At 65.2% G+C, this 19,996-nt stretch carries 19 protein-coding genes; 11 read left to right on the top strand and 8 right to left on the bottom strand.

Going from position 1 to position 19,996, the window contains the following annotated elements:
* The first annotated feature begins 41 nt into the window (after positions 1-41).
* Positions 42-791 carry an FkbM family methyltransferase gene (locus ACOEQ1_RS12630; protein ID WP_419759605.1) on the top strand — a complete coding sequence of 250 codons (750 nt, stop codon included), beginning with the start codon at positions 42-44 and terminating at the stop codon, positions 789-791.
* Positions 792-863: 72 nt separating this feature from the next.
* Positions 864-1,808, top strand: coding sequence for a glycosyltransferase 61 family protein (locus ACOEQ1_RS12625; protein WP_419759604.1), 945 nt, complete (start codon positions 864-866; stop codon positions 1,806-1,808).
* A gap of 53 nt (positions 1,809-1,861) precedes the next feature.
* On the opposite strand, the gene ACOEQ1_RS12620 is transcribed toward ACOEQ1_RS12625, so the two are convergent.
* From ACOEQ1_RS12620 to ACOEQ1_RS12605, 4 genes are all read right to left on the bottom strand, one after another.
* Positions 1,862-2,980, bottom strand: a complete 1,119-nt coding sequence (locus tag ACOEQ1_RS12620; RefSeq protein WP_419759603.1) for a hypothetical protein — start codon at positions 2,978-2,980, stop codon at positions 1,862-1,864.
* Positions 2,981-3,100: 120 nt separating this feature from the next.
* Positions 3,101-3,406 carry a DUF1244 domain-containing protein gene (locus ACOEQ1_RS12615; RefSeq protein ID WP_419759602.1) on the bottom strand — a complete coding sequence of 102 codons (306 nt, stop codon included), beginning with the start codon at positions 3,404-3,406 and terminating at the stop codon, positions 3,101-3,103.
* Between the two features lie 12 nt (positions 3,407-3,418).
* Positions 3,419-5,038: a 4Fe-4S dicluster domain-containing protein gene (locus ACOEQ1_RS12610; RefSeq protein ID WP_419759601.1), complete on the bottom strand. Its 1,620-nt coding sequence runs from the start codon at positions 5,036-5,038 to the stop codon at positions 3,419-3,421.
* A 231-nt stretch (positions 5,039-5,269) separates the two neighbouring features.
* Positions 5,270-6,991 carry a tetratricopeptide repeat-containing sulfotransferase family protein gene (locus tag ACOEQ1_RS12605; RefSeq protein WP_419759600.1) on the bottom strand — a complete coding sequence of 574 codons (1,722 nt, stop codon included), beginning with the start codon at positions 6,989-6,991 and terminating at the stop codon, positions 5,270-5,272.
* A 216-nt stretch (positions 6,992-7,207) separates the two neighbouring features.
* Between ACOEQ1_RS12605 and ACOEQ1_RS12600 the strand changes: the two genes are divergently transcribed.
* From ACOEQ1_RS12600 to ACOEQ1_RS12580, 5 genes are all read left to right on the top strand, one after another.
* Positions 7,208-8,101, top strand: a complete 894-nt coding sequence (locus tag ACOEQ1_RS12600; RefSeq protein WP_419759599.1) for an alpha/beta fold hydrolase — start codon at positions 7,208-7,210, stop codon at positions 8,099-8,101.
* Positions 8,098-8,430, top strand: coding sequence for a DUF167 domain-containing protein (locus ACOEQ1_RS12595; protein ID WP_419759598.1), 333 nt, complete (start codon positions 8,098-8,100; stop codon positions 8,428-8,430). Before ACOEQ1_RS12600 ends, ACOEQ1_RS12595 begins: the two co-directional genes overlap by 4 nt.
* Positions 8,431-8,541: 111 nt before the next feature.
* Positions 8,542-9,990, top strand: coding sequence for a pyruvate kinase (pyk, locus tag ACOEQ1_RS12590; protein ID WP_419759597.1), 1,449 nt, complete (start codon positions 8,542-8,544; stop codon positions 9,988-9,990).
* 45 nt (positions 9,991-10,035) lie between these two features.
* On the top strand, positions 10,036-10,755 hold the full coding sequence (locus tag ACOEQ1_RS12585) for an SDR family oxidoreductase (protein ID WP_419759596.1): 720 nt from the start codon (positions 10,036-10,038) through the stop codon (positions 10,753-10,755).
* Between the two features lie 200 nt (positions 10,756-10,955).
* Positions 10,956-11,903, top strand: coding sequence for a diguanylate cyclase domain-containing protein (locus ACOEQ1_RS12580; protein ID WP_419759595.1), 948 nt, complete (start codon positions 10,956-10,958; stop codon positions 11,901-11,903).
* A gap of 56 nt (positions 11,904-11,959) precedes the next feature.
* Here the strand turns inward: ACOEQ1_RS12580 and ACOEQ1_RS12575 are convergent, their stop codons facing one another.
* Genes ACOEQ1_RS12575 through tsaB form a run of 3 tightly spaced genes read right to left on the bottom strand, consistent with a single transcriptional unit; the run spans position 11,960 to position 14,147 of the window.
* A complete protein-coding gene (locus tag ACOEQ1_RS12575; RefSeq protein ID WP_419759594.1) occupies positions 11,960-12,949 on the bottom strand; it encodes an NAD(P)-dependent oxidoreductase in 990 nt (329 codons plus the stop codon).
* A 47-nt stretch (positions 12,950-12,996) separates the two neighbouring features.
* Entirely contained in the window at positions 12,997-13,431 is a 435-nt protein-coding gene (locus ACOEQ1_RS12570; protein ID WP_419759593.1) for a GNAT family N-acetyltransferase, read from the bottom strand.
* The gene (gene tsaB / locus ACOEQ1_RS12565; protein ID WP_419759592.1) at positions 13,428-14,147 is read right to left on the bottom strand and encodes a tRNA (adenosine(37)-N6)-threonylcarbamoyltransferase complex dimerization subunit type 1 TsaB; all 720 of its coding nucleotides are present in this window, start codon (positions 14,145-14,147) and stop codon (positions 13,428-13,430) included. Before tsaB ends, ACOEQ1_RS12570 begins: the two co-directional genes overlap by 4 nt.
* An 89-nt stretch (positions 14,148-14,236) precedes the next feature.
* Between tsaB and lnt the strand changes: the two genes are divergently transcribed.
* Together lnt and ACOEQ1_RS12555 are read left to right on the top strand one after the other, a co-directional pair.
* Complete coding sequence (gene lnt / locus ACOEQ1_RS12560) at positions 14,237-15,730, top strand: apolipoprotein N-acyltransferase (RefSeq protein WP_419759591.1); 1,494 nt, start codon at positions 14,237-14,239, stop codon at positions 15,728-15,730.
* Between the two features lie 213 nt (positions 15,731-15,943).
* Positions 15,944-16,423: a helix-turn-helix domain-containing protein gene (locus ACOEQ1_RS12555; protein WP_419759590.1), complete on the top strand. Its 480-nt coding sequence runs from the start codon at positions 15,944-15,946 to the stop codon at positions 16,421-16,423.
* 27 nt (positions 16,424-16,450) lie between these two features.
* Here the strand turns inward: ACOEQ1_RS12555 and ACOEQ1_RS12550 are convergent, their stop codons facing one another.
* Positions 16,451-17,368, bottom strand: a complete 918-nt coding sequence (locus ACOEQ1_RS12550; protein WP_419759589.1) for a LysR substrate-binding domain-containing protein — start codon at positions 17,366-17,368, stop codon at positions 16,451-16,453.
* Positions 17,369-17,465: 97 nt separating this feature from the next.
* On the opposite strand from ACOEQ1_RS12550, the gene ACOEQ1_RS12545 reads away from it, so the two are divergent.
* Complete coding sequence (locus ACOEQ1_RS12545) at positions 17,466-17,672, top strand: DUF1127 domain-containing protein (RefSeq protein ID WP_419759588.1); 207 nt, start codon at positions 17,466-17,468, stop codon at positions 17,670-17,672.
* A 135-nt stretch (positions 17,673-17,807) separates the two neighbouring features.
* Entirely contained in the window at positions 17,808-19,994 is a 2,187-nt protein-coding gene (gene uvrB, locus ACOEQ1_RS12540; protein ID WP_419760690.1) for an excinuclease ABC subunit UvrB, read from the top strand.
* Positions 19,995-19,996: the final 2 nt, after the last annotated feature.

The following is a 19,996-nucleotide window of genomic DNA, read 5'->3' as shown; positions in this document are numbered from 1 at the left end:
ATGTTGGCTCCCGGCCATTGAAGGCAAGGCACATCGATTGAATGGCAAAGATCATGACTGACGACAGGGACTTTGTGGTGTTGGTGGATGTGGGTGGTCTAGGCGGAATCCCACAAGAGTGGGAGGCTGTCCACGACCGTCTTACTCCTGTTGTTTTTGAGCCGAATCCGGCAGAAGCCGCCCCTTTGCGTGGAAAAATAAGCCGTTATGGCAATGGGCAAGGCCTGGTCATACAGAAAGGCTTGGCCGCGGTCAGTGGTTCGAGAACGCTATCAATTACGAAGAGCGTGGCGTGCTCAACTACATTAACCCCCAATGATGAGTTTCTCGCAGGTTACTCCATTAGCGAGGCATTCAAAGTCACGGCGGTGGAAATCGTCGAGTGTTCCAGGTATGACACACTATTTCACAACGGGGAGGTTCCTCGACCGGATGTGGTTAAGGTGGACGTGCAAGGTCTCGAATATGAGGTCCTGCTAGGGTTTGGTGAACTCCTGAGTGACTGTTTGGGAGTACAGCTCGAAAGTCAGTTCTACCCGATCTATCGTGATCAGAAGCTGTTCGGCGATGTCATCGATTTACTTTCCAGGTTCGGCCTCGTCTTGAGAAAAGTTGCGCCATCACATCACTTCGACGGCGACCTTGTCGAACTTGATGCATGGTTCACTGTCGATAAGGCTCGCGAGAGCAAGCTCGATTCAGTGCGGCGCGAAAAAATGGACCTCATCCATCGTGTCTGGGGCTTGGCGGAGCGGGAAGTAGTTTTCGGACCGGATTTCTTTCAAAAGTAGGTTGCTGCAGCTCTTGACTTTGTTCCCGCGGTTAAACTCCATGATATGTTCCGAGCTAGGAGCGATTGCTAGATGAGTAGTGTCCGGTCAGACCGCCCGGGAGATGCGGCGCGGGTGATGGTGTATCGTGAGGTCGTGCTGCCTCTGGTAGATTCATCCACTAACTCTATCGGTTTCAATGTCGGTGCTTATACGTCTGTAGGCGATCCGTTGTCCGATTTTCGGTTGCGTCGCAGTGGCAGAATCGAGACCATAGAGCCTCCGTTCCCAGCACATACCAAGCGGGTGGAAGGTCATTCCACCTATGGTGGCGTAATCGACTTTCACTTCGGCCACTTCATGATCGAAACGTTGTCGAGACTTTGGTATCTCGCAAGAGTATCCTACGGCCCGATAATCTGGCACCGGCAGGTTCCTCATGACCTGGAGCCTTGGCAGAGAGAAATATTTGGACTGTGCGGGCTCGATGTCGCCCGATTCTTCTTTGTGTCGGAAGCCGTCTTGGCCGACGAGATTGCGATTGCTGAGCCAGCCGTTGTCATCGATGAATACTACACCTCGTTCTGGTCGACATCATTGGATGTCTTTCCATTCCACTCACCTCTGCCCGGCAAAAAAATCTGGATGTCCAGGTCTAAGATGCCCGCCGATTATGGACATGTCGTTCAAGAAGTCGAAATTGAGCAGCGGCTTTCCTCGCTTGGATGGACGGTCGTGCACCCCAACCTGATGACGAACGTCAGTTTTCTCCATCTCATCTCGGATGCTGAGACAATATCAGGTTTTGCGGCTTCGGCTTATTTTGTTTTGTTGCTGGCCAAAAACTGCCGCGCAAAGGTGCGGATGGTTGATCGAGGAGGAATGGGCATTCCCCGGGTGTTTGAGCACTACGCCATGGCAAAAAAGGTCGATCAGGAGATCATGCGTCCGAAGCTTGAGCACGTCTCGGGGGTCGGAGCAAAAGCGACGTTCCAGTTGGAGTCGATCGATGCCATTATCGAGTTCGTGAACGGTTGAATGTGCCGGGTTTCGACCGACTCCTGCTTGGAGCGTTCAGCCTCGCTGGCAAGTCAGGGCGTCACCGCGGAGAATAGAGGCGGGGCCTCAGCCTCGAACTGGTATGCGTTGAGGAGCGCAGCCTCCTCGACGAGTGCAGACCGAATGTCGTAGTTCTGGCCGAATGGCCGTGTGTGAATGACCCCTACCGCGTCGATGACAGCTGTTCGACTAGGGCCGCCGCCCAGCAGTGACGGCCAGATGTGATCCAGCCCAAAGCCAGACACGCTGTCGCGAAAGGTCCCGCGGCAAATTCGCAATGCGCGTGACGAGAAGATCGGACACATGATCTCGACACCCTCCCCATACCGCACCACGCTGTCCGGTTGTTGCCGCGTGATGTCATGGGCAATGAAGCAACCTTCGAGGGGAAGAAGCGACGGCTGCGAAAGATCGAGATCGTTCTCCCGTGCCAGATGAAACATGAGGTTGATGTCGCTCCACTTTGTCATGAGGTCGTCGTCCGGCAGCCATACCCGATCGTACTGCCATAGCGGACTGTCCTTGAAGAACAGGTCGTGGATCGCCTGGAACTTCCGCTGATGCGGCTGATGCGTCAGATAATCGGCCTCATCGAGCATCGCTGCTGGATCGGAACAATAAGAGCTGATGCAGAGATCCCAGCACCGGTCTTCGTCGGCTATGTCCTTCGCCCACTTCCGGTGCAGGGACGTATCGCCGGCGCGGAGAACGACGAGGTTGGGCCGTGCTGGCAGTGATGGACGCTTGAGAAACTGCACGTCGCGACTGGCGTCTGTGGGCGTCGCATGCAGTGGATGCGCTGGATGGGCAACGCGCTGAAGTATATGGATGAGGCTTGGGCCGGGCGAGCGGACGTGACCCAAGAGGGTAATGATCTCACCATCCGTGGTTAGCGCGCGGTCGAAAATCGTGGTTGGCAACCCCTTGTGCGACATCAGGGCGAGCTGGCCGCGCAGCACGAGCCAGCCCTCTTCGTTTGTGTTCCGGTAGTTCCCGACGCGGCCGTTCGGTGCAAGCACCATGAATGCAGCGTGCGGTTGGTGCCCAAAAAGGCCAAAGCTCCAGAAGGTGCCGCTCAGCTCTGCCTCTGTCACCGGCCGGGCGACGGGCCAGTCATTGAGTATGCCGGTCTCTGAGATGCGCCTCGCCATGGTCAACCCTCCAGAATGGAGCGCATGGCGCCTTATCCCGAAGCCGACCTTAGCCGCCGGACCTTAAGATTTGGTTGGCAACGCGATCAAAGCCGGAGAGAGGACGCGGCTAGTAAACGATCAGGACGTGCCGTGGCTCGTCGGAGTTTGGCTGAACGCCGCCTTCTGCTCGGGGCTTGCGGCTTTCTGATGCTTCGCCTGCCACTCCTTGTAGGGCATGCCGTAGATGATCTCGCGAGCCTCCGTGTCTGGAAGCGGGATGTGGCGGGCCTCCGCCGCCTCCCGGTACCAGCGTGAGAGGCAATTCCGGCAGAACCCTGCCAGGTTCATCAGGTCGATGTTCTGCACGTCGCTCCGCTCCCGCAGGTGTGCAACGAGGGTCCGGAATGCCGCCGCTTCCAGCTCGATACGCGTCGTGTCGTCCATCGTCGAAGCTCCTTACATGCCGCCGGGATAGTTGGGGCCGCCGCCACCCTCCGGCACCGCCCAATCGATATTCTGCTTGGGGTCCTTGATGTCGCAGGTCTTGCAGTGGACGCAGTTCTGCGCGTTGATCTGCAAATGGGGGTTGCCCTCCGCCACGCCAACCGCCTCATAGACACCTGCCGGGCAGTAGCGGCTTTCGGGGCTCTGGTACTTTTCCCAATTCTCCGTCAGCCAAAGTGCCGGGTCGCGTAGCTTGAGGTGAACCGGCTGGTCCTCTTCGTGGTTGGTGTTGCTGATGAAGACTGAGGAGAGACGGTCGAAGGTCAGGGCCCCGTCCGGCTTGGGGTAGGCGATCTGGCGGTCTTGCGCGGCGGGCTTGAGCACCTCGTTGTCGGCATGCGGGTGATGGAAGGTCCACGGCGCCTTCCCGCGCAGCAGCACGGTGTCGATGGCCGAATAGACGAAGCCGCCGAGGTTGCCGAACTTCGCGAAGGACGGCCGGATGTTCCGGACAGAGGACAGCTCCGTCTGGAGCCAGCTCGCACGCAGCCTGTCCGTGAAGCCGGTGGGCTCAGGGGCGCCGGCGGCGCGGGCCTCGGTAACCGCTTCGGCGGCCATCATCCCGGACTTCATTGCCGCATGGGTGCCCTTGATCTTGGGCACGTTGAGGAACCCGGCGGCATCGCCGAGTAGCGCGCCACCTGGGAAGGTGAGGCGCGGGATCGATTGCAGCCCACCCTCGCTGAGCGCGCGCGCGCCATAGCTGATCCGCCGTCCGCCCTCGAAATGGGCGCGCAGATGCGGATGGGTCTTCAGCCGCTGCATCTCGTCGAACGGCGAGATCCAGGTGTTGCTGTAGTCGAGCCCGATGACGAAGCCGTAGGAGACGAGGTTGTTGCCAAGGTGGTAGAGCCACGACCCGCCATAGGTGCGGCGGTCCATCGGCCAGCCGAAGGTGTGCTCGATGAGGCCCGGCCTGTGGCGCGCGGAGGGGATCTCCCACAGCTCCTTGATGCCAAGGCCGTAGGTCTGCGGATCGACGCCCTGCCGCAGGTTGAACCGCGCCATAAGCTGCTTCGAGAGACTGCCCCGGCAGCCCTCCGCGAAGAGCGTGTAGGGTGCGCGCAGCTCCATGCCCGGTTGGTGGTTGGGACCGGCGTCGCCGGTCTTGGCGATCCCCATGTCCCCGGTGGCGATGCCGACGATGCGGCCATCCTCCTCCAGCAACTCCGCCGCCGCAAAGCCCGGGTAGATTTCCACGCCAAGCGCCTCGGCCTGCGCGCCCAGCCAGCGCACGACATCGCCCAGGCTCACGATATAGTTGCCGTGGTTGTGCATCTGCGGCGGCGTGGGGAGCTTGTAGGCCTTGGTCTCGGTGAGGAAGTAGAAGCGATCCGCCGCCGCCGCCGTCTTGAGCGGCGTCTCCTCGGTGCGCCAGTCCGGCAGCAGCTCATCGAGCGCGCGCGGCTCGATCACGGCGCCGGACAGGATATGGGCGCCGACCTCGCCGCCCTTCTCGACGACGCAGACGGTGCTTTCGGGGGCGAGCTGTTTGAGCCGGATGGCTGCGGCAAGGCCCGCCGGACCCGCGCCGACTATGACGGTATCGAACTCCATAAACTCGCGCTGCATAGCAACTCCCGCAAAGGGCAATCTTGCGGCCTGAACCAGATCGCTGAGACTGCGTCCGGGTGCTGTGATGCCCCTGACCCCGGTCCGGCGCAAGCTGCGGACAGCTGGCATGCAGGACAGGGCATCCCGGAGGAGAATAATCACGTATGGCCATGGCGGGTTCGGGGGCTGGTTTGCCGATCTGCGTTTACATCGATCAGGTCAGAATTACTTAACAGACGAGGACGCACATTACTCCAGCGCGTAGCCCAGCCGCTCCATGACCGGCGCCAGGATCGGCATGACCGGCTCCAGATGCCGCCGGTAGTGCCGCCAACGCCCTACCGAATGATCATACAAAGGTTCCGTCACCTGAGCGTAGCTCGCCGTCCGCGCGTAACGGCCGTTGCGGTGAAACGTCAGACATGCCGGATCGAAATCCTCTCCGATGAAACTCAACATTTCCGCGACCTTCGCCTCCTGCTGCGAAACGATATCCTCGTAGCGGACGGCGAGATACCGCAACGGCATCGCCGCGCGGTAATGCGCCACCAAGTCGGCGACGCGCGCGTAGTGCCGGGCGGCCGTCTCCAGCGCACTCGCGCAATAGAAGCCGTGGGTGAAATGGTTTGAGAATGCGGACACCATGATGTCGAGCGGATGGCGCAGCACATGCAGCAGCGGCGCGGTGGGGAACAGGAGTGCGATCAACCCGAGATGCGTCTCGTTCAGCGGCATCTTGTCGGTGAACCGCACAGCCCCCGGCCGCAGCACGCCGAGCTGGCGAACCTTCTGCAGATAGAGGTCGCGCAGCGTGTCCAGCCCCTCGCGCTGATCGCCCATCCAGAGCTCGGCCAGCGCCTCCGGGTAGGTCAGCGGGCTGTCCAGCACGCGCCCCATGATCTGGCTGATCTCATGGATGACAGGCAACTCGTCCCCGGCGGCGATGCGCGGGTGCGCGGACAGAGTCTGCTCGACGAGCGTCGTGCCCGAGCGGGGAAAGCCAAGGATGAAGATCGGCTGCGGCCCGTGGCCGCTGACGCCCGCGCGCGGCAGGAGGGCGAGGCGGGAGGCCGTGAAAAAGCGCCGCAGCCGGTCGATCTCCCGCGCCGCCGCCTCGTCCATGTAGCCCTGGCCCGAGCGTTCGAGCGCCAGGCGCTTGCCCTCCACGAAGGCCGACCAAGCGTCGTCGAAGCGGCCGAGCCGGTCGAGCAGACGGCCCTTCTCCAGCAACTCGATGGGGCCGAGCTGTCCGTCGTTCTCCTCGCCCATGCGGTCGATCAGGGCGATGGCCTCGCGCCGGGCGCCCGTTCGGCCGAGCAGCACCGCGCGCGCCAGCCGCAACTGCTGATCCGCGGGATAAGCGGCCTGAGCGAGGTCGAGCGTTTTCGCCGCCGCCTCGAACCGCCGGTCCGCCTCCTCCAGCCGGACATAGCCGATGAGCGTCTGCCGGATCTGCGGGGCAGCGGCGAGCGACTCCCGGTAGAGGCTGCGCGCCTCCTCCATGCGTCCCTGGTTCTTCAGGTTCCAGCCGAGGTTCGCGAGCAGGATCGGGTCGCGGTTGCCGGTCAGCGTCAGCACGCGGTGGTAATGATATTCCCCGGCCTGAGGCCGGTTGGTTTCAGTCAGGATCATGCCCATGAGATTGTGGGCGACCGGGCTCTCGGGCGCGATGCGGATGGCGTTGCGGGCGTGGAACTCGGCCGCCGCCAGGCTGCCGCGGCCGAACAACATCAGGGCGAGATCCTGCGTGGCCGTAAAATTGTTCGGGGCGAGGGCGACGATCCGGCGCAGCAGCGCCTCCGCCGCCTCCGGTCGGCCCTGGGTGGCGCGGATATTGGACAGCAGGCCGAGCGCCGGGAGGCAATCAGGTGCCAGCTCCAGAACGTCGAGACACAGCTGTCCAGCGGTCGCGGCATCCCCTGCGGCATCCGCCTGCGCGGCCTGATCCACGAGCGGCAGGAGGTGACGCACGGCGTCCGGCGCCGGGCGATCCCCGGTCCGCCAGGAGCAACACCGCAGCGGCCGCAACCCGCTGCCGCACGGGCATTGCGGGTTCATGTACAAGGCCCCAAACGTTATAATAACGTAACGTAATGCCACGATGCGGCAGTGTCGAGCGGCGCCGCGTTGGCGCTCTCTTATCGAGCCGCTAAACTTGCGACACAGTTAAAGGAGAGGACCGTCATCATGGTTTCCGTCCGGACGGTTCGCACGCCCGTGCTCGAGATCGCCTACGAGGCGCATGGACCGGAGGAGGGCGAGGCCGTGGTGCTACTGCACGGCTTCCCCTACGACCCGCGTTGCTTCGACGAGGTTGCGCCTCCGCTGGCGCAGGCGGGCTACCGCGTCATCGTGCCTTTTCTGCGTGGCTACGGCCCGACGCGGTTCCTCTCGGCCGAGACGCCGCGCTCGGGCCAGCAGGCGGCGCTGGCGCAGGATCTCTTGGACCTGCTCGATGCTCTTGCGACACCGTCGGCCGCGCTGATGGGTTATGACTGGGGCGGCCGCGCGGCCTGCATCGTCGCCGCTCTGTGGCCCGAGCGGGCGCGCTGCCTGGTCACTGGCAATGGCTACAATATCCAGAACATCCCGCGCGCCGCGCTACCGGCGGACCCCCGGACCGAGTACCGGAACTGGTATCAGTACTACTTTAATACCGAGCGTGGCCGGGCTGGACTGGAGGCGCACCGTGCCGACTTCACCAAGCTTCTCTGGCAGCTTTGGTCGCCGTCCTGGACGTTCGACGGCGAGACATTCGCCCGCACCGCCGCGTCGTTCGACAATCCGGATTTTGTCGATGTCGTCGTCCATTCATACCGCCACCGCTATGGCTACGCGAAGGGCGATCCGGCCATGGAGCGGACGGAACAGGCGCTCGCCGCGCAGCCGCTGATCGCCGTGCCGACGATCTCGCTCAACGGCGCCGACGACGGCGTCTCCCGTCCGTCCGAGGACCGGGATGACGCCGTAAGGTTCAGCGCCCGGTTCGAGCAGCGCATGTTGCCGGGCGTCGGTCACAACATCCCTCAGGAGGCGCCGGCGGAGACGGTTCGCGCGCTGCTCGATCTGATGCGCGGGTGAACGACGGCCAGCCTTACGCTGCGGAACCCGGTGGCGTGCGCCTCTCGGTCAGGGTGACGCCGAGGGCCAACCGCCACGCCCTCAACGGCATCATAGGCGACGCGGAGGGACGGCCGTGCCTCGCCGTGCGGCTCGCAGCCCCTCCGGTGGAGGGCGCGGCCAACAAGGCGCTCATCCGGTTCCTGGCGGACGCCCTGGGGCTACGTGCCTCCGACATCCACGTCCGGAGCGGCGGAACAGCACGGGTCAAAATCCTTTTCATCGCCGGCGACAGCACCGCGCTTCTGGCGCGGCTGGCGGCTTGGTTGCGGGTGGAGGGGGTTGATTAAGGCCGGCTATCATGGCTGATGGTGCCACCCGCCGCCCGAACGAACATAACATTCTCGGATGCGGGTCCCGAGGGCCAATCGGCCCGTCATTCTCAAGCTGGGACGTCCGGAATGTCGCTCACACGAACGCCGATCGCTTCACAGCGGCTGCGCCGCCGCCGTCGCACGAAGATCATCGCGACACTGGGGCCGGCGAGTTCGACGACAGAGGTCATCACGCGGCTCTTCCAGACCGGCGCCGATGTGTTCCGTCTCAATTTCAGCCATGGCAGTCACGAGGACCATGCCGCGCGGATCGCCTCCATCCGTGAGATCGAGAAGCGCTTCGACCGGCCGATCGGCATCCTTGCCGACGTGCAGGGGCCGAAGCTGCGCGTCGGCCGCTTCTCCGGCGGCAAGGTGCATCTGCAGACCGGCCAACGCTTCCGGCTCGACCTCAACCCGACGCCGGGCGATATTACCCGCGTCAACCTGCCGCACCCCGAGATCATCGCCGCCGCCGCCATCAACACGAATCTGCTGCTCGACGACGGCAAGCTGCGCCTGCGCATCACTCACAAGCGCGACGACCATCTGGAGACCGAGGTCATCTTCGGCGGGCCTCTGTCCGACCGCAAAGGCGTCAACGTGCCCGACGTGATCCTGCCCATTCCGGCGCTGACGGCGAAAGACCGGATCGACCTCGACTTCGCGCTGAACGCGGGCGTGGACTACATCGGCCTGTCCTTCGTTCAGCGCCCCGAGGACGTGATCGAGGCGAAGGCGATCGCCGCCGGCCGCGCCTGGATCATGGTGAAGATGGAGAAACCCCAGGCGCTGGACAATCTCGACGAGATCATCCGTCTCTCGGACGCGGTGATGGTCGCGCGCGGCGATCTCGGCGTCGAGCTGCCGCCCGAGGAGGTGCCGCTGGCGCAGAAGCGCATCGTCCGTGCGGCGCGCCAGATGGGCAAGCCGGTGGTGGTCGCGACGCAGATGCTGGAGAGCATGATCACCGCCCCGGCCCCGACCCGCGCGGAGGCGTCCGACGTTGCGACGGCGGTGTTCGACGGCGCGGACGCCGTCATGCTCTCGGCCGAGACGGCGGCCGGTCAGTACCCCTTCGAGGCGGTCAACATCATGGACCGCATCGTGGCGCGAGTGGAGCAGGATGCCGGGTGGCGGCATATTACCGATGCGTCACGGCCGGAGCCCGAGGGCTCGTCGGCCGACGCCATCGCTGCCGCCGCTCGGCAGGTGGCTCACACCATCGCGGCGCCCCTGATCGCGGCCTTCACCGATAGCGGCATGACGGCGCTCCGGGTGGCGCGCGAGCGTCCGGACTGCCCGATCCTCGGCCTCACGCCCCGCCCGGAGACGGCGCGACGGCTGGCCGTGGTGTGGGGCGTTCACGCCGTGGTGGCGAAGGAGGTAGATTCGTTCGCGGCGGCCGTTGAGGAGGCACGCGACGAAGCTCGTCAGGAAGGGCTGGCGCAGCCTGGGGAGCAGATCGTGGTGACCGCCGGTATCCCCTTCCGTCAGTCGGGCGGCACGAATATGCTGCACGTCGCCAAAATATAACGAAGCTACGGAGGCTCCGCGGTGGGCAGGCTCGGAACAGTGATCGTGACCGGAGGCAGCCGCGGGATCGGCGCCGCCATCTGCCGTCTGCTGGGCGACCGCGGCTTTCCGGTCGCCGTCAACTACGCGACCAACCCTGAAGCTGCCGAGCGGGTTGTGGCGGCCATCCGCAGCGAAGGCGGCCGTGCAGCCTCGATCGAAGGCGACGTGTCGGATTCGAGGCAGGTCTGCCAGATGTTCGACGCCGCCGAGCAGGAGCTGGGTCCGCTCGGCGGACTGGTGAACAACGCCGGCACCACGGGCGTGACGGCGAGGATGGACATGCAGGAGCCGGAGGCTCTGCAGCGGCTCTTCGCGGTGAATGTCCTCGGTACGATGTATTGCGCGCGTGAGGCGGTGCGGCGGCTGTCGACCGGCCATGGTGGCGGCGGCGGCGGCATCGTCAACGTGTCCTCCGTGGCCGCACGGCTGGGCGGGCTGAGCGGACTGGCGCCCTATGCCGCGAGCAAAGGCGCGGTCGAAAGCTTCACCAAGGGCCTTGCCAACGAGGTCGCCCTCGAAGGGATCCGGGTGAACTGCGTCGCTCCCGGGATGACCGCGACCGATATGGCGACCGACGAGATGCGCGAGGCCGCGAAGAAGGGCGGCATCCCGATGGGCCGCATCGGCGAGGCGGAGGAGATTGCCGAGGCGGTGGCTTGGCTGCTCTCGCCGGCAGCCTCCTACGTGACCGGCACAGTGATCACGGTTTCCGGCGGGCGCTAAGCGCCACAGACTTGTCTGTTGACAACACAGCCGCATCTCGGCTGATGCCATTTGGGTTAGCACGCGTCAGGCTGACCCTTAGGACATCGGGCTCTTGATCACGTGGAACAATTTCAGGCGTTGTCGCTGAGCTCTCGGAGTACGGATGGCTCAGCCGTGCTGCGCCGGACGGATAGCCTCAGGCTCGGTCCGGCTCAAATATGATTGCCATTCGCGACATCATCCTGCGCACGGATCCCGTTCGTGCCCAGGAGACAGGTGCCGCTGTCATCAGCCGGTTCCAGTCTGAGCCGGAGACGCTCGTCCTGCCGGTTCTGGACGAGAGCAAGCGTCCGATCGGCGTTGTCGAGCGTGACTCCTTCCTGCTCGCGATGGCGGCGCAGTATGGCTATTCCCTCTACAGCCGGCGCCCGATCTCCATGATCATGGATAGGTCGCCGCTGATCGTGGAGGCGGAGACAGATCTGCTGACCTTCGCCAGCGCCACCATTGCGTATCGGTCGACGTCCCGGCTCGAGAACTTCCTGGTCGTCGACGATGGCTGCTACGTCGGCGTCGGCACGCCGTTCAGACTTCTCAGCGCGCTCGTGGGGCAACTCCAGCACCGCGCGCATCACGACGGTCTGACCGATCTCCCAAACCGCGTCAGCTTCGAGAGCAGGCTTCAAGATGCTCTTAAACGGGCTGGTCCCGCAGAGGCGCAGGCCGCGCTGCTGTGGCTCGATCTAGACGATTTCAAACGCGTCAACGATACGATGGGCCATCCCGCCGGTGATGCCCTGCTGATTGCCGTCTCCAAGCGGCTGCGGGAGAGCATCCGCCCGATCGACATCGCGGCCCGCATGGGCGGCGACGAGTTCGCGGTCCTGCTTTCTGGAGGGACGGCCGAGGTGGCCGCGGCCGTTGCCGAGCGTATCATCGCGGCCGTCGCCTTGCCGGTCGACGCGGACGGCCAGACGATCCGGGTGAGTGCGAGCGTCGGGATCGGCCTGGCGCCGCAGAACGGCACGGATTTTCAGGCCCTGACAAAGGCCGCTGATGTCGCGCTCTATGATGCCAAAGCACAGGGCAAAGGCCGTTTTCGCTTCTACGAGTCCGGAATGGCCAAACCGCCGCCTATCAATCCGCCTCTGGAGGTGGGAGCGTAGGCCGGACTGCCCGTGAACGCTGGCCGCCGCCCCAGGAGCGGCGGCGAAGAAGCGCCCTAGTATCCGCGGCTGAAATCGACCGGCGTCACCAGCGGCTCGCCTCGCTGCAGGGCTGCCAGGTTGGCGAAGAAGATATCCAGCGAACGCGGGATGTAGCTCACCGCATCGTCCACCGAGACATGCGGCGTCATCACGGTGTTGCGCGTCCGCCAGATGCGATCGTCTGGTGGCACAGGCTCCGGGTCGAAGACGTCGAGGATCGCGCCGCCCAATTCGCCCGCGTCGAGTGCATCGCAAAGCGCCTCCTGCTCGATGAGCGGACCACGGCCAATGTTGATGACGCCGGCGCCGCGCGGCAGCAGGGCGATGCGGCGGCGGTCCAGGATTTTCCTGGTGGCCGGGGTGAGGGGGCAGGACAGCAGCAGGAACTCCGTCTCCGGCAGCAGTTCGTCGAGTTTGTCCATGCCAACCACCCTCTCGCAGGCAGGATGAGGCTGTGGCGTCGAGCGGATTCCGGTCACCCGCATGCCGAAGTGCGCGGCCTGTTCGGCGGCCGCCCCGCCCATGGCGCCAAGGCCTAGCACGGTGAGGTGCCGGCCGCGCAGACCGCGGGTGAAACGCTGGCCCCAATGCTGGTTCTTCTGGTCCTCGATGCATTCAGGCATGCCGTTGGCGAGCATCAGCAGCGCCATGATCACGAACTCCGCCGCCTTCTCGGTATGCGCTCCTCGATTGTTGGCGAAGGGAACCGGCGGCATGTCCGCTCCCGCCAAGCCATCAACGCCGGCCGCGACGGAGAAGATAAGGCGCAGCGCTGGGGCGCAATCGGGCTGCAGGGCCGCCAGCATGTGCTTGAGCGCGGCAGGTCCGGCGATGAGGACCTCAACGCTGGCGGCGACCGCTGCGAATTCAACCTCGCTCGCACCGAAACTGACCTTGTGATCTTGTCCGGTGGCGCCGGCGCGGAGGGCGGCTTCGGCCCATTGGTCGGGCGAGACGGAGAACACGGCGGGTTGTCGGGGATGGTTCTGAATGTGAATGCGCATGGTCGCGAAACTGGCCTGTGTCTTGCGCGGAGGCAAGCCGGTATGCCTCACTCGGCGGGGCTAAGCCGCACGCAGAGGATTAAGGCGTCCTCGCCATTTGCGTAGTAGCGGCGGCGGCGGCCGACCTCTCTGAAGCCCATCCCTTCGTAGAGCGCGCGCGCCGGGTGGTTCCGCACGCCCACCTCCAGGAAGAGAGCGCGAACGCCGAGAATGCGCGCCCGGGTCAGGCTCTCTTCGAGCAAGGCGCGGGCGATACCCTGGCGGCGCATCGACGGGACGACGCCGATGGTCAGGATTTCAGCCTCATCCGCCGTCACCCGAAGCAGAACGAGGCCGCCGCGGTCGTCCAGCAGCCCGAGCACGCTGTGCATTTCGAGTTGCACCTGGAAGGCGCCGACGCCCCAGCCCTCCAGCGGGAAGGCTGCACCGTGGATGGCCGCGAGCACAGGGGCAAAGGTCGGGCCGACATGCTGGACAGTCACGAGGCCTGCGCCGCCTCGCGTGGTGGTGGACGAAGGCCGCCCTTCGGCGGCAGAGCGCGGGGCGGGTCGATATAGAGCGGCGTCGCGGCTAAAGGCGCGAGATGCCCCTGCGCCCGCGTGACCCCCGCGATCGCCACCTCCCGCGCGTGGCAAACCCGGGCGTTGGTAATGAGCGCGGCCGCACCGCGCTCCCGCAGGACGGAGCCGAGCGCCGCCGCCGCGTCGCCGGTCAGGCCAATCGGGCCCTGCGGGCGGGGCGGGTCGGTCAAGCTCACCACCTCCCAGGCCTCGGGGGCGCCACCGCACTGGAGAAAGAGCCGCCCTTGGCGTCCGTCGAGCGCGCACCACAGGGGAAGACCAGCCTCGATCCCGGCTTCACCTCGGGCAGCGACGGCCAACGCCTCCGCCACAGTAACGCCGATGACTCGGATGCCGGCGCCTGCCGCAAGCCCTTGGCCGAAGGCGAGGCTGGCCCGCAGCCCGGTGAAGCTGCCGGGGCCGACCGAAACTGCGACAATGCTCAGATCCTTGACGGCGAGCCCCCGGCTGGCGAGCAACTCCGCCACCATGCCCGGCAGCCGCGCGGCGTCGCCGGTCGGTCCCTCGCGTTCTATACCGGCGAGAACACACCCTTGGTCTTCCGACCAGAGCACGACCGAGCACCGGCTGGATGACGCGTCGAGTCCCAGGACGAGGTGAGGCTGTGGCGATGGCATGGCGGCAGCGGTTCCTGAGGCTAGACATGACCGGACGCGGGGGGTAGGGCGCTTGCCAACCGGCGGGGACGGCTGTAGCCGCCTACAGCATGCGGCTGTCTCTGATCCTAGCACTCCTTCTGGGTTTGATCTCGGCGCTCGCATTACCTCCAACGTATATTCTTCCGGCGCTCTGGATCGCTCTGCCGGGCCTTCTTTGGCTCATCGGCCGGGCGCGCACCGGGCGTGAGGCGGCGCTCTTCGGGCTGGTGTTCGGCTTCGGGCTCAATCTCGCCGGGCTATACTGGATCACGGAGCCGATCCTGCTCGAGGCGGCGCAGTTCTGGTGGCTGGTGCCCTTCGCGGTTCCCGGCCTGTCGCTGGCGGTCGGCGTCTTCACCGCGGTGCCCTGCGCCCTGGCATGGCGGGCAAGGCCGGGGCTCGCCCGCATCCTGGTTCTCGCCGGCACCTGGACGCTCGCCGATCTTGGCCTGCAATTCGCGTTCACCGGCTTTCCGTGGAACCTCTGGGGCACGGATGTGGCGCTGCCGGGTCTGGTCGGCACCGTCCTTATCCAGCCGGCCGCCTGGATCGGCGTGCTAGGCCTCACGCTGATGGTGGTGCTGGCGGCGTCCCTGCCGGCGCTCGGACGGCGCGGCATCCTCGCCTCGGCCGTCATGATGCTGGTTTGGGCCGGTCTCGGCGTGGCGCGGCTGGCGAGCGCGCATCCTGCGGCGCCGGCAGCGATGGTGGGCATCGTCCAGGGTGACGGCGCCGCCGAATTCGTCTCCGACCGCGCAGCCGCTCTGGCCCTGTTCCGGCGCTACCTGGCCCTGAGCGCTGACGCGGTGGCGCGCGCTCGGCAAGCGAGCGGCGGGCGCCTGCCCGTAGTCCTGCTCTGGCCGGAGACGGCGTCGCCCTTCCTGTTGCAGACGGATGCGGGAGCGCGCCAGGCGATCAGCGAGACGGTCGGCCCGAACGTGACCGTGCTTGCCGGCACTCTGCGTTTCGGCAGCGGGGACAGCATTTATAACAGCATGGCGGCAGTACAGGGCCCGGGTCCGCTGGAGGCATTTTACGACAAGTGGCACCTCGTGCCGTTCGGCGAATATCAGCCCGCGTGGCTTCCCTTTCAGATTTTGCCGGGGCAGGGTTTCTCGCGCGGCCCTGGGCCAGAGACGCTGCATCTGCGCGACCTGCCGCCGGTCGGGCCGATCATCTGTTACGAATCCGTCTTTTCGGGGCAGATCGTCGACGAGCGCGACCGGCCCGACTGGATCGCTCTGATCACCAACGACGCCTGGTTCGGCGACAGCAGCGGTCCACGCCAGCATCTGGCCGCGAGCCGCCTGCGCGCCGTGGAGGAAGGCCTGCCTCTGGCACGCGCGGCCAATACCGGCATCTCCGCCCTGTTCGACGCGTCCGGGAGACAATTGCAGCGCCTGGGAATGGAAAAGCAGGGCGTCCTCGTGGCGCCATTGCCCGGCCCGTTGCCGCCGACGATCTTCTCGCACCTTGGCCTCTGGTCGCCGACTTTGCTGGCGCTGCTTGCGAGCGCCGCGGGCGTGGTCATGTCGCTCCGGCGGCGCAATGCATCGAGCTAGCCGCTGTTCCTTTCCCAGAGCTTAACAGGTGCAGTTGGGATTAAGCCTGGCAGTGAATAATTTGCATATACCGTTCCAGTCACTCTATCTTGCACCAGACATTTACGATAAATTATCAGTATTGCAGGTGAAACGTTAGCGCGTGTGGGCTTGATATTAAGCTCAACTCGAAGCATTCGGTCATCGGTTTGTGGAATCAACATACTTCATCTGATGGGTGGCACAGGCAGCGTGGGAGTTACGGAAAGCAGCCCGAGCCCAATCGACGTTCATGTCGGCGCGCGCATCCGCCAGCGCCGCACGTCACTTGGCATGTCGCAGGAGAAGCTTGGTGACGCGCTAAACCTGACGTTCCAGCAAATACAGAAATACGAGCGCGGGACTAACCGCGTCGGTGCGTCGCGCCTCTATGATCTATGCCGCGTGTTCGATGTGACGGCCGACTTCTTCTTCGAGGGCCTGCCGAACTTCGAGCCGGCGCAGGGGCTCAACTCCGGGGCGCCGCCTTGGTACGATCAGTCGTCATTTGCCGAGAAGCAAGCCTCGTTCGGCCAGGATGAGCCCTCTACGGCCAGTCGCGAGACAGCCGAGCTTGTGCGGGCGTATGGCAAGATAACCGACCCGAAAGTCCGGGAGCGCATTCTGGACTTGGTGAAGTCGCTGGCGACGGCGCCGTCTTCGCCGGCAGGTTGAACATCTGCGGCTGAAGCAGGCCGCGGATCAGGCGACAAGAGACTCCCGCGGCCGTGTTGCTTTCTCAGCCTCGCGCGCGAAGGTTTCGCCGATATAGTCCGCCAGAGCATCCGTGACGGGCTGCCGGGCCTCCCGCGCCTTCACCATGACCACCTGGAAGTCGGGCAGGGACGGCATGCCATCCTCGGCACCCAAAGCGCGCAGGCCCACGGGCAGCAGAGTTGCGGGCGAGACCGTGACGGCAAGGCCAGCCATGACCGGCGCGAGCGTGCCGATCTGGGTGGCGGCGGTATAAGCGAGCCGGTAGCGACGCCCAGTGGCATCGAGCCGGGCGAGCGCTGCCACCCGCCAGCAGCAGGTCGGGCTCGCAAGCGCCAGCGGCAGCGGGTCGAGCCGATGCGTGCCGTGCCGCTCTGAGCCGATCCAGACCAGCGGGCCGTTCCATAGCTCCTGCGCCTTCAGGCCCTCCGGCTGGTGCCCGTCCGAGATCAGGGCGAGGTCGAGCGTGCCCGCGCGGAGCTTGGGCACGAGTTCGTCGGATGGCGCGCAGACGACCTCGACCTCGACGTTGGGATAGACCTCCGCGAATCGCTTGAGGACGTTCGGCAGGAAACGCAGCGCGTAGTCGTCCGGCGTGCCGAGGCACACGCTTCCGGTGACGGCCGGCGTGTGGAAGGTGCGCCAGATTTCGTCGTTCAGCGCCAGCATGTCGCGGGCATGCTGGAGGAGGAACTGGCCGTGCCGGGTCAGCTCCACGCTGCCGCCGCGGCCGCGGTGCAGAAGCTGCTCGCCGAGCACGGCTTCCAGCCGTTGCACCTGCATGGAGACGGCCGACTGCGTACGCCCGGTGAGTTGGGCGGCACGAGTGAAGCTTCGCTCCTCGGCAATGAAGACGAAGGCGCGCAGCAAGTCAGGATCGAGCGTCGCTGGACGGGTCATACTCATCAGCATGCCTGATACCAGTGATCAAAACAATTCGTTTTTCTGATGGCAGGCGCAGGATCAGGTTGTGGGTGCGGACATTGCACAAAAGGAGTTCGCCATGTCGCTCTCCCTTGGAACCACTACCATGCACTGGCCTCTGTCTGCGGCGCTGTCGCGGCTCTGGCAGGCGGCGCGCGACGCGCAGAAGCGGATGAAGCGGGCGGCGGCCCCGCGGCGCGAGTTGGACTGCATGGATGCCCGCATGCTGTCCGATATCGGCGTATCGCGCGCACAGCTTCACTTCGAGATCGACCGCCACCGCTGAGCTGCTCGACAGGCACTCGATAAAGGCGAAGATCGGGACTATGTTCTGGATATGTCCCAGGTCCTCGCCCGTCCCCCCGGTTCATCTCCCGCTGGCGCTCCCCCTCAAGCCGCCGCCGCTTCGGCGCTGGCCTTCATGCCCGAGAAGCAGCCCGCCCGGCCGACGCTCAAGCCGTTCCGGGTCGTCTCGGAGTTCGAGCCCAATGGCGACCAGCCAACCGCAATCCGGCATCTGGTGGCCGGCACGGACGCCCATGAGCGCGACCAGGTGCTGCTCGGCGTCACCGGCTCGGGCAAGACCTTCACCATGGCGAAGGTCATCGAGGCGGTACAGCGCCCGACGCTGATCCTGGCGCCGAACAAGACGCTAGCGGCGCAGCTCTATGCCGAGATGAAGAGCTTCTTCCCCGACAACGCGGTGGAATATTTCGTCAGCTACTACGACTACTATCAGCCCGAGGCCTACGTGCCGCGCACCGACACCTATGTCGAGAAGGACGCGCAGATCAACGAGCAGATCGACCGCATGCGACACTCCGCGACGCAGGCGATCCTGGAGCGGAACGACGTCATCATCGTCGCTTCGGTGTCCTGCATCTACGGTATCGGCTCGGTCGAGACCTACTCCAAGATGGTCGTGAAGCTGGAAGTTGGCGGCACCATCGACCGCGACCGTCTCGCCAAGGCGCTGGTGGAGTTGCAGTACCGGCGGAACGACTCGGCCTTCGCGCGCGGCACCTTCCGCCTGCGCGGCGAGACGGTCGACATCTACCCGAGCCACTACGAGGACCGCGCGTGGCGTGTTTCTCTATTCGGCGACGAGATCGAGAGCATCACGGAGTTCGACCCACTGACGGGGAACGTGGCCGGCGCGCTGGAGCACATCACCGTCTACGCCAACAGCCATTACGTGACGCCGCGCCCGACGCTGACGCAGGCGATCATTCGCATCAAGCAGGAACTCAAGCAGCGACTCGACGAACTGCAGGCGCAAGGCAGGCTGCTCGAGGTGGAGCGGCTGAACCAGCGCACCACCTTCGACATCGAGATGATGGAAACCACCGGGTCCTGTAAGGGGATCGAGAACTATTCCCGCTATCTGACCGGCCGCGCGCCGGGCGAGCCGCCGCCGACCTTCTTCGAATATCTGCCCGAGAACGCGTTGCTCATCGTCGACGAGAGCCACGTGACTGTGCCGCAGATCGGCGGCATGTCGCGCGGAGACGCGGCACGCAAGACGGTTCTGTCCGAGTTCGGCTTCCGTCTGCCGAGCTGCGCCGACAACCGGCCGCTGACGTTCGAGGAGTGGGAGCGGTTCCGCCCGCAGACGGTCTTCGTCTCGGCGACGCCCGGCCCGTGGGAGATGGAGCGCACGGGCGGTACCTTCGCCGAGCAGGTCATCCGCCCGACGGGGCTCATCGACCCGATCGTCGAAATCCGGCCGGTGGGGAAGCAGGTCGACGACCTGCTCGCCGAGGTGCGCCGGGTGCGGGACCTCGGCGGCCGCGTGCTGGTGACGACGCTGACCAAGCGCATGGCCGAGGATCTCACCGAATATCTTACCGAACAGGGGGTGAAGGTCCGCTACCTCCACTCCGACGTGGACACGCTCGAGCGCATCGAGATCATCCGCAATCTACGCCTCGGTGTGTTCGACGTGCTGGTCGGCATCAACCTGCTGCGCGAGGGGCTCGATATTCCCGAATGCATGCTCGTGGCGATCCTGGACGCCGACAAGGAAGGCTTCCTGCGGTCCCAGACCAGCCTCATCCAGACCATTGGCCGGGCCGCGCGCAATGTCGACGGGCGGGTGATCTGCTACGCCGATGTCATGACGCGCAGTCTGCGGGCAGCGCTGGAGGAGACCGATCGTCGCCGCCTGAAACAGGAGGCCTGGAACACGGCCCACGGCATCACGCCGATGTCGGTCCGCAAGCACATCGGCGAGGTGCTCGAATCTGTCTTCGAACAGGACTACGTGACGGTCGCGCCGGTCAAGGGTGGCGGCATGACCGAACTCGTCGGCAAGGATCTGCGGTCCTCGATTGCCGAGATCGAGCGCCGCATGCGGGCCGCTGCGGCGGATCTGGAGTTCGAGGAGGCTGCGCGGCTGCGCGACGAACTCAAGCGGCTGGAGGCGCTGGAACTCGGGATAGAGCCGCCGCCGTCATCGGGCGTCCGGACCAAGCGCGATTATATGCCTGAGCCCCTCGGGCCGGGCGGCGGCGGCTACGACCCCGAGAAGCGCCGCGGGCGGGCCGGAGGGCGTGGCAATGGACGCGGCAAGCCGGGAGCCGGCGGTCCAAATCGTGGCAAGCGCTGAGC

It is taken from the genome of Acidisoma sp. (assembly GCF_965199065.1).
GTDB lineage: Bacteria > Pseudomonadota > Alphaproteobacteria > Acetobacterales > Acetobacteraceae > Acidisoma.
This window is presented reverse-complemented; position numbering and strand designations above follow the sequence as displayed.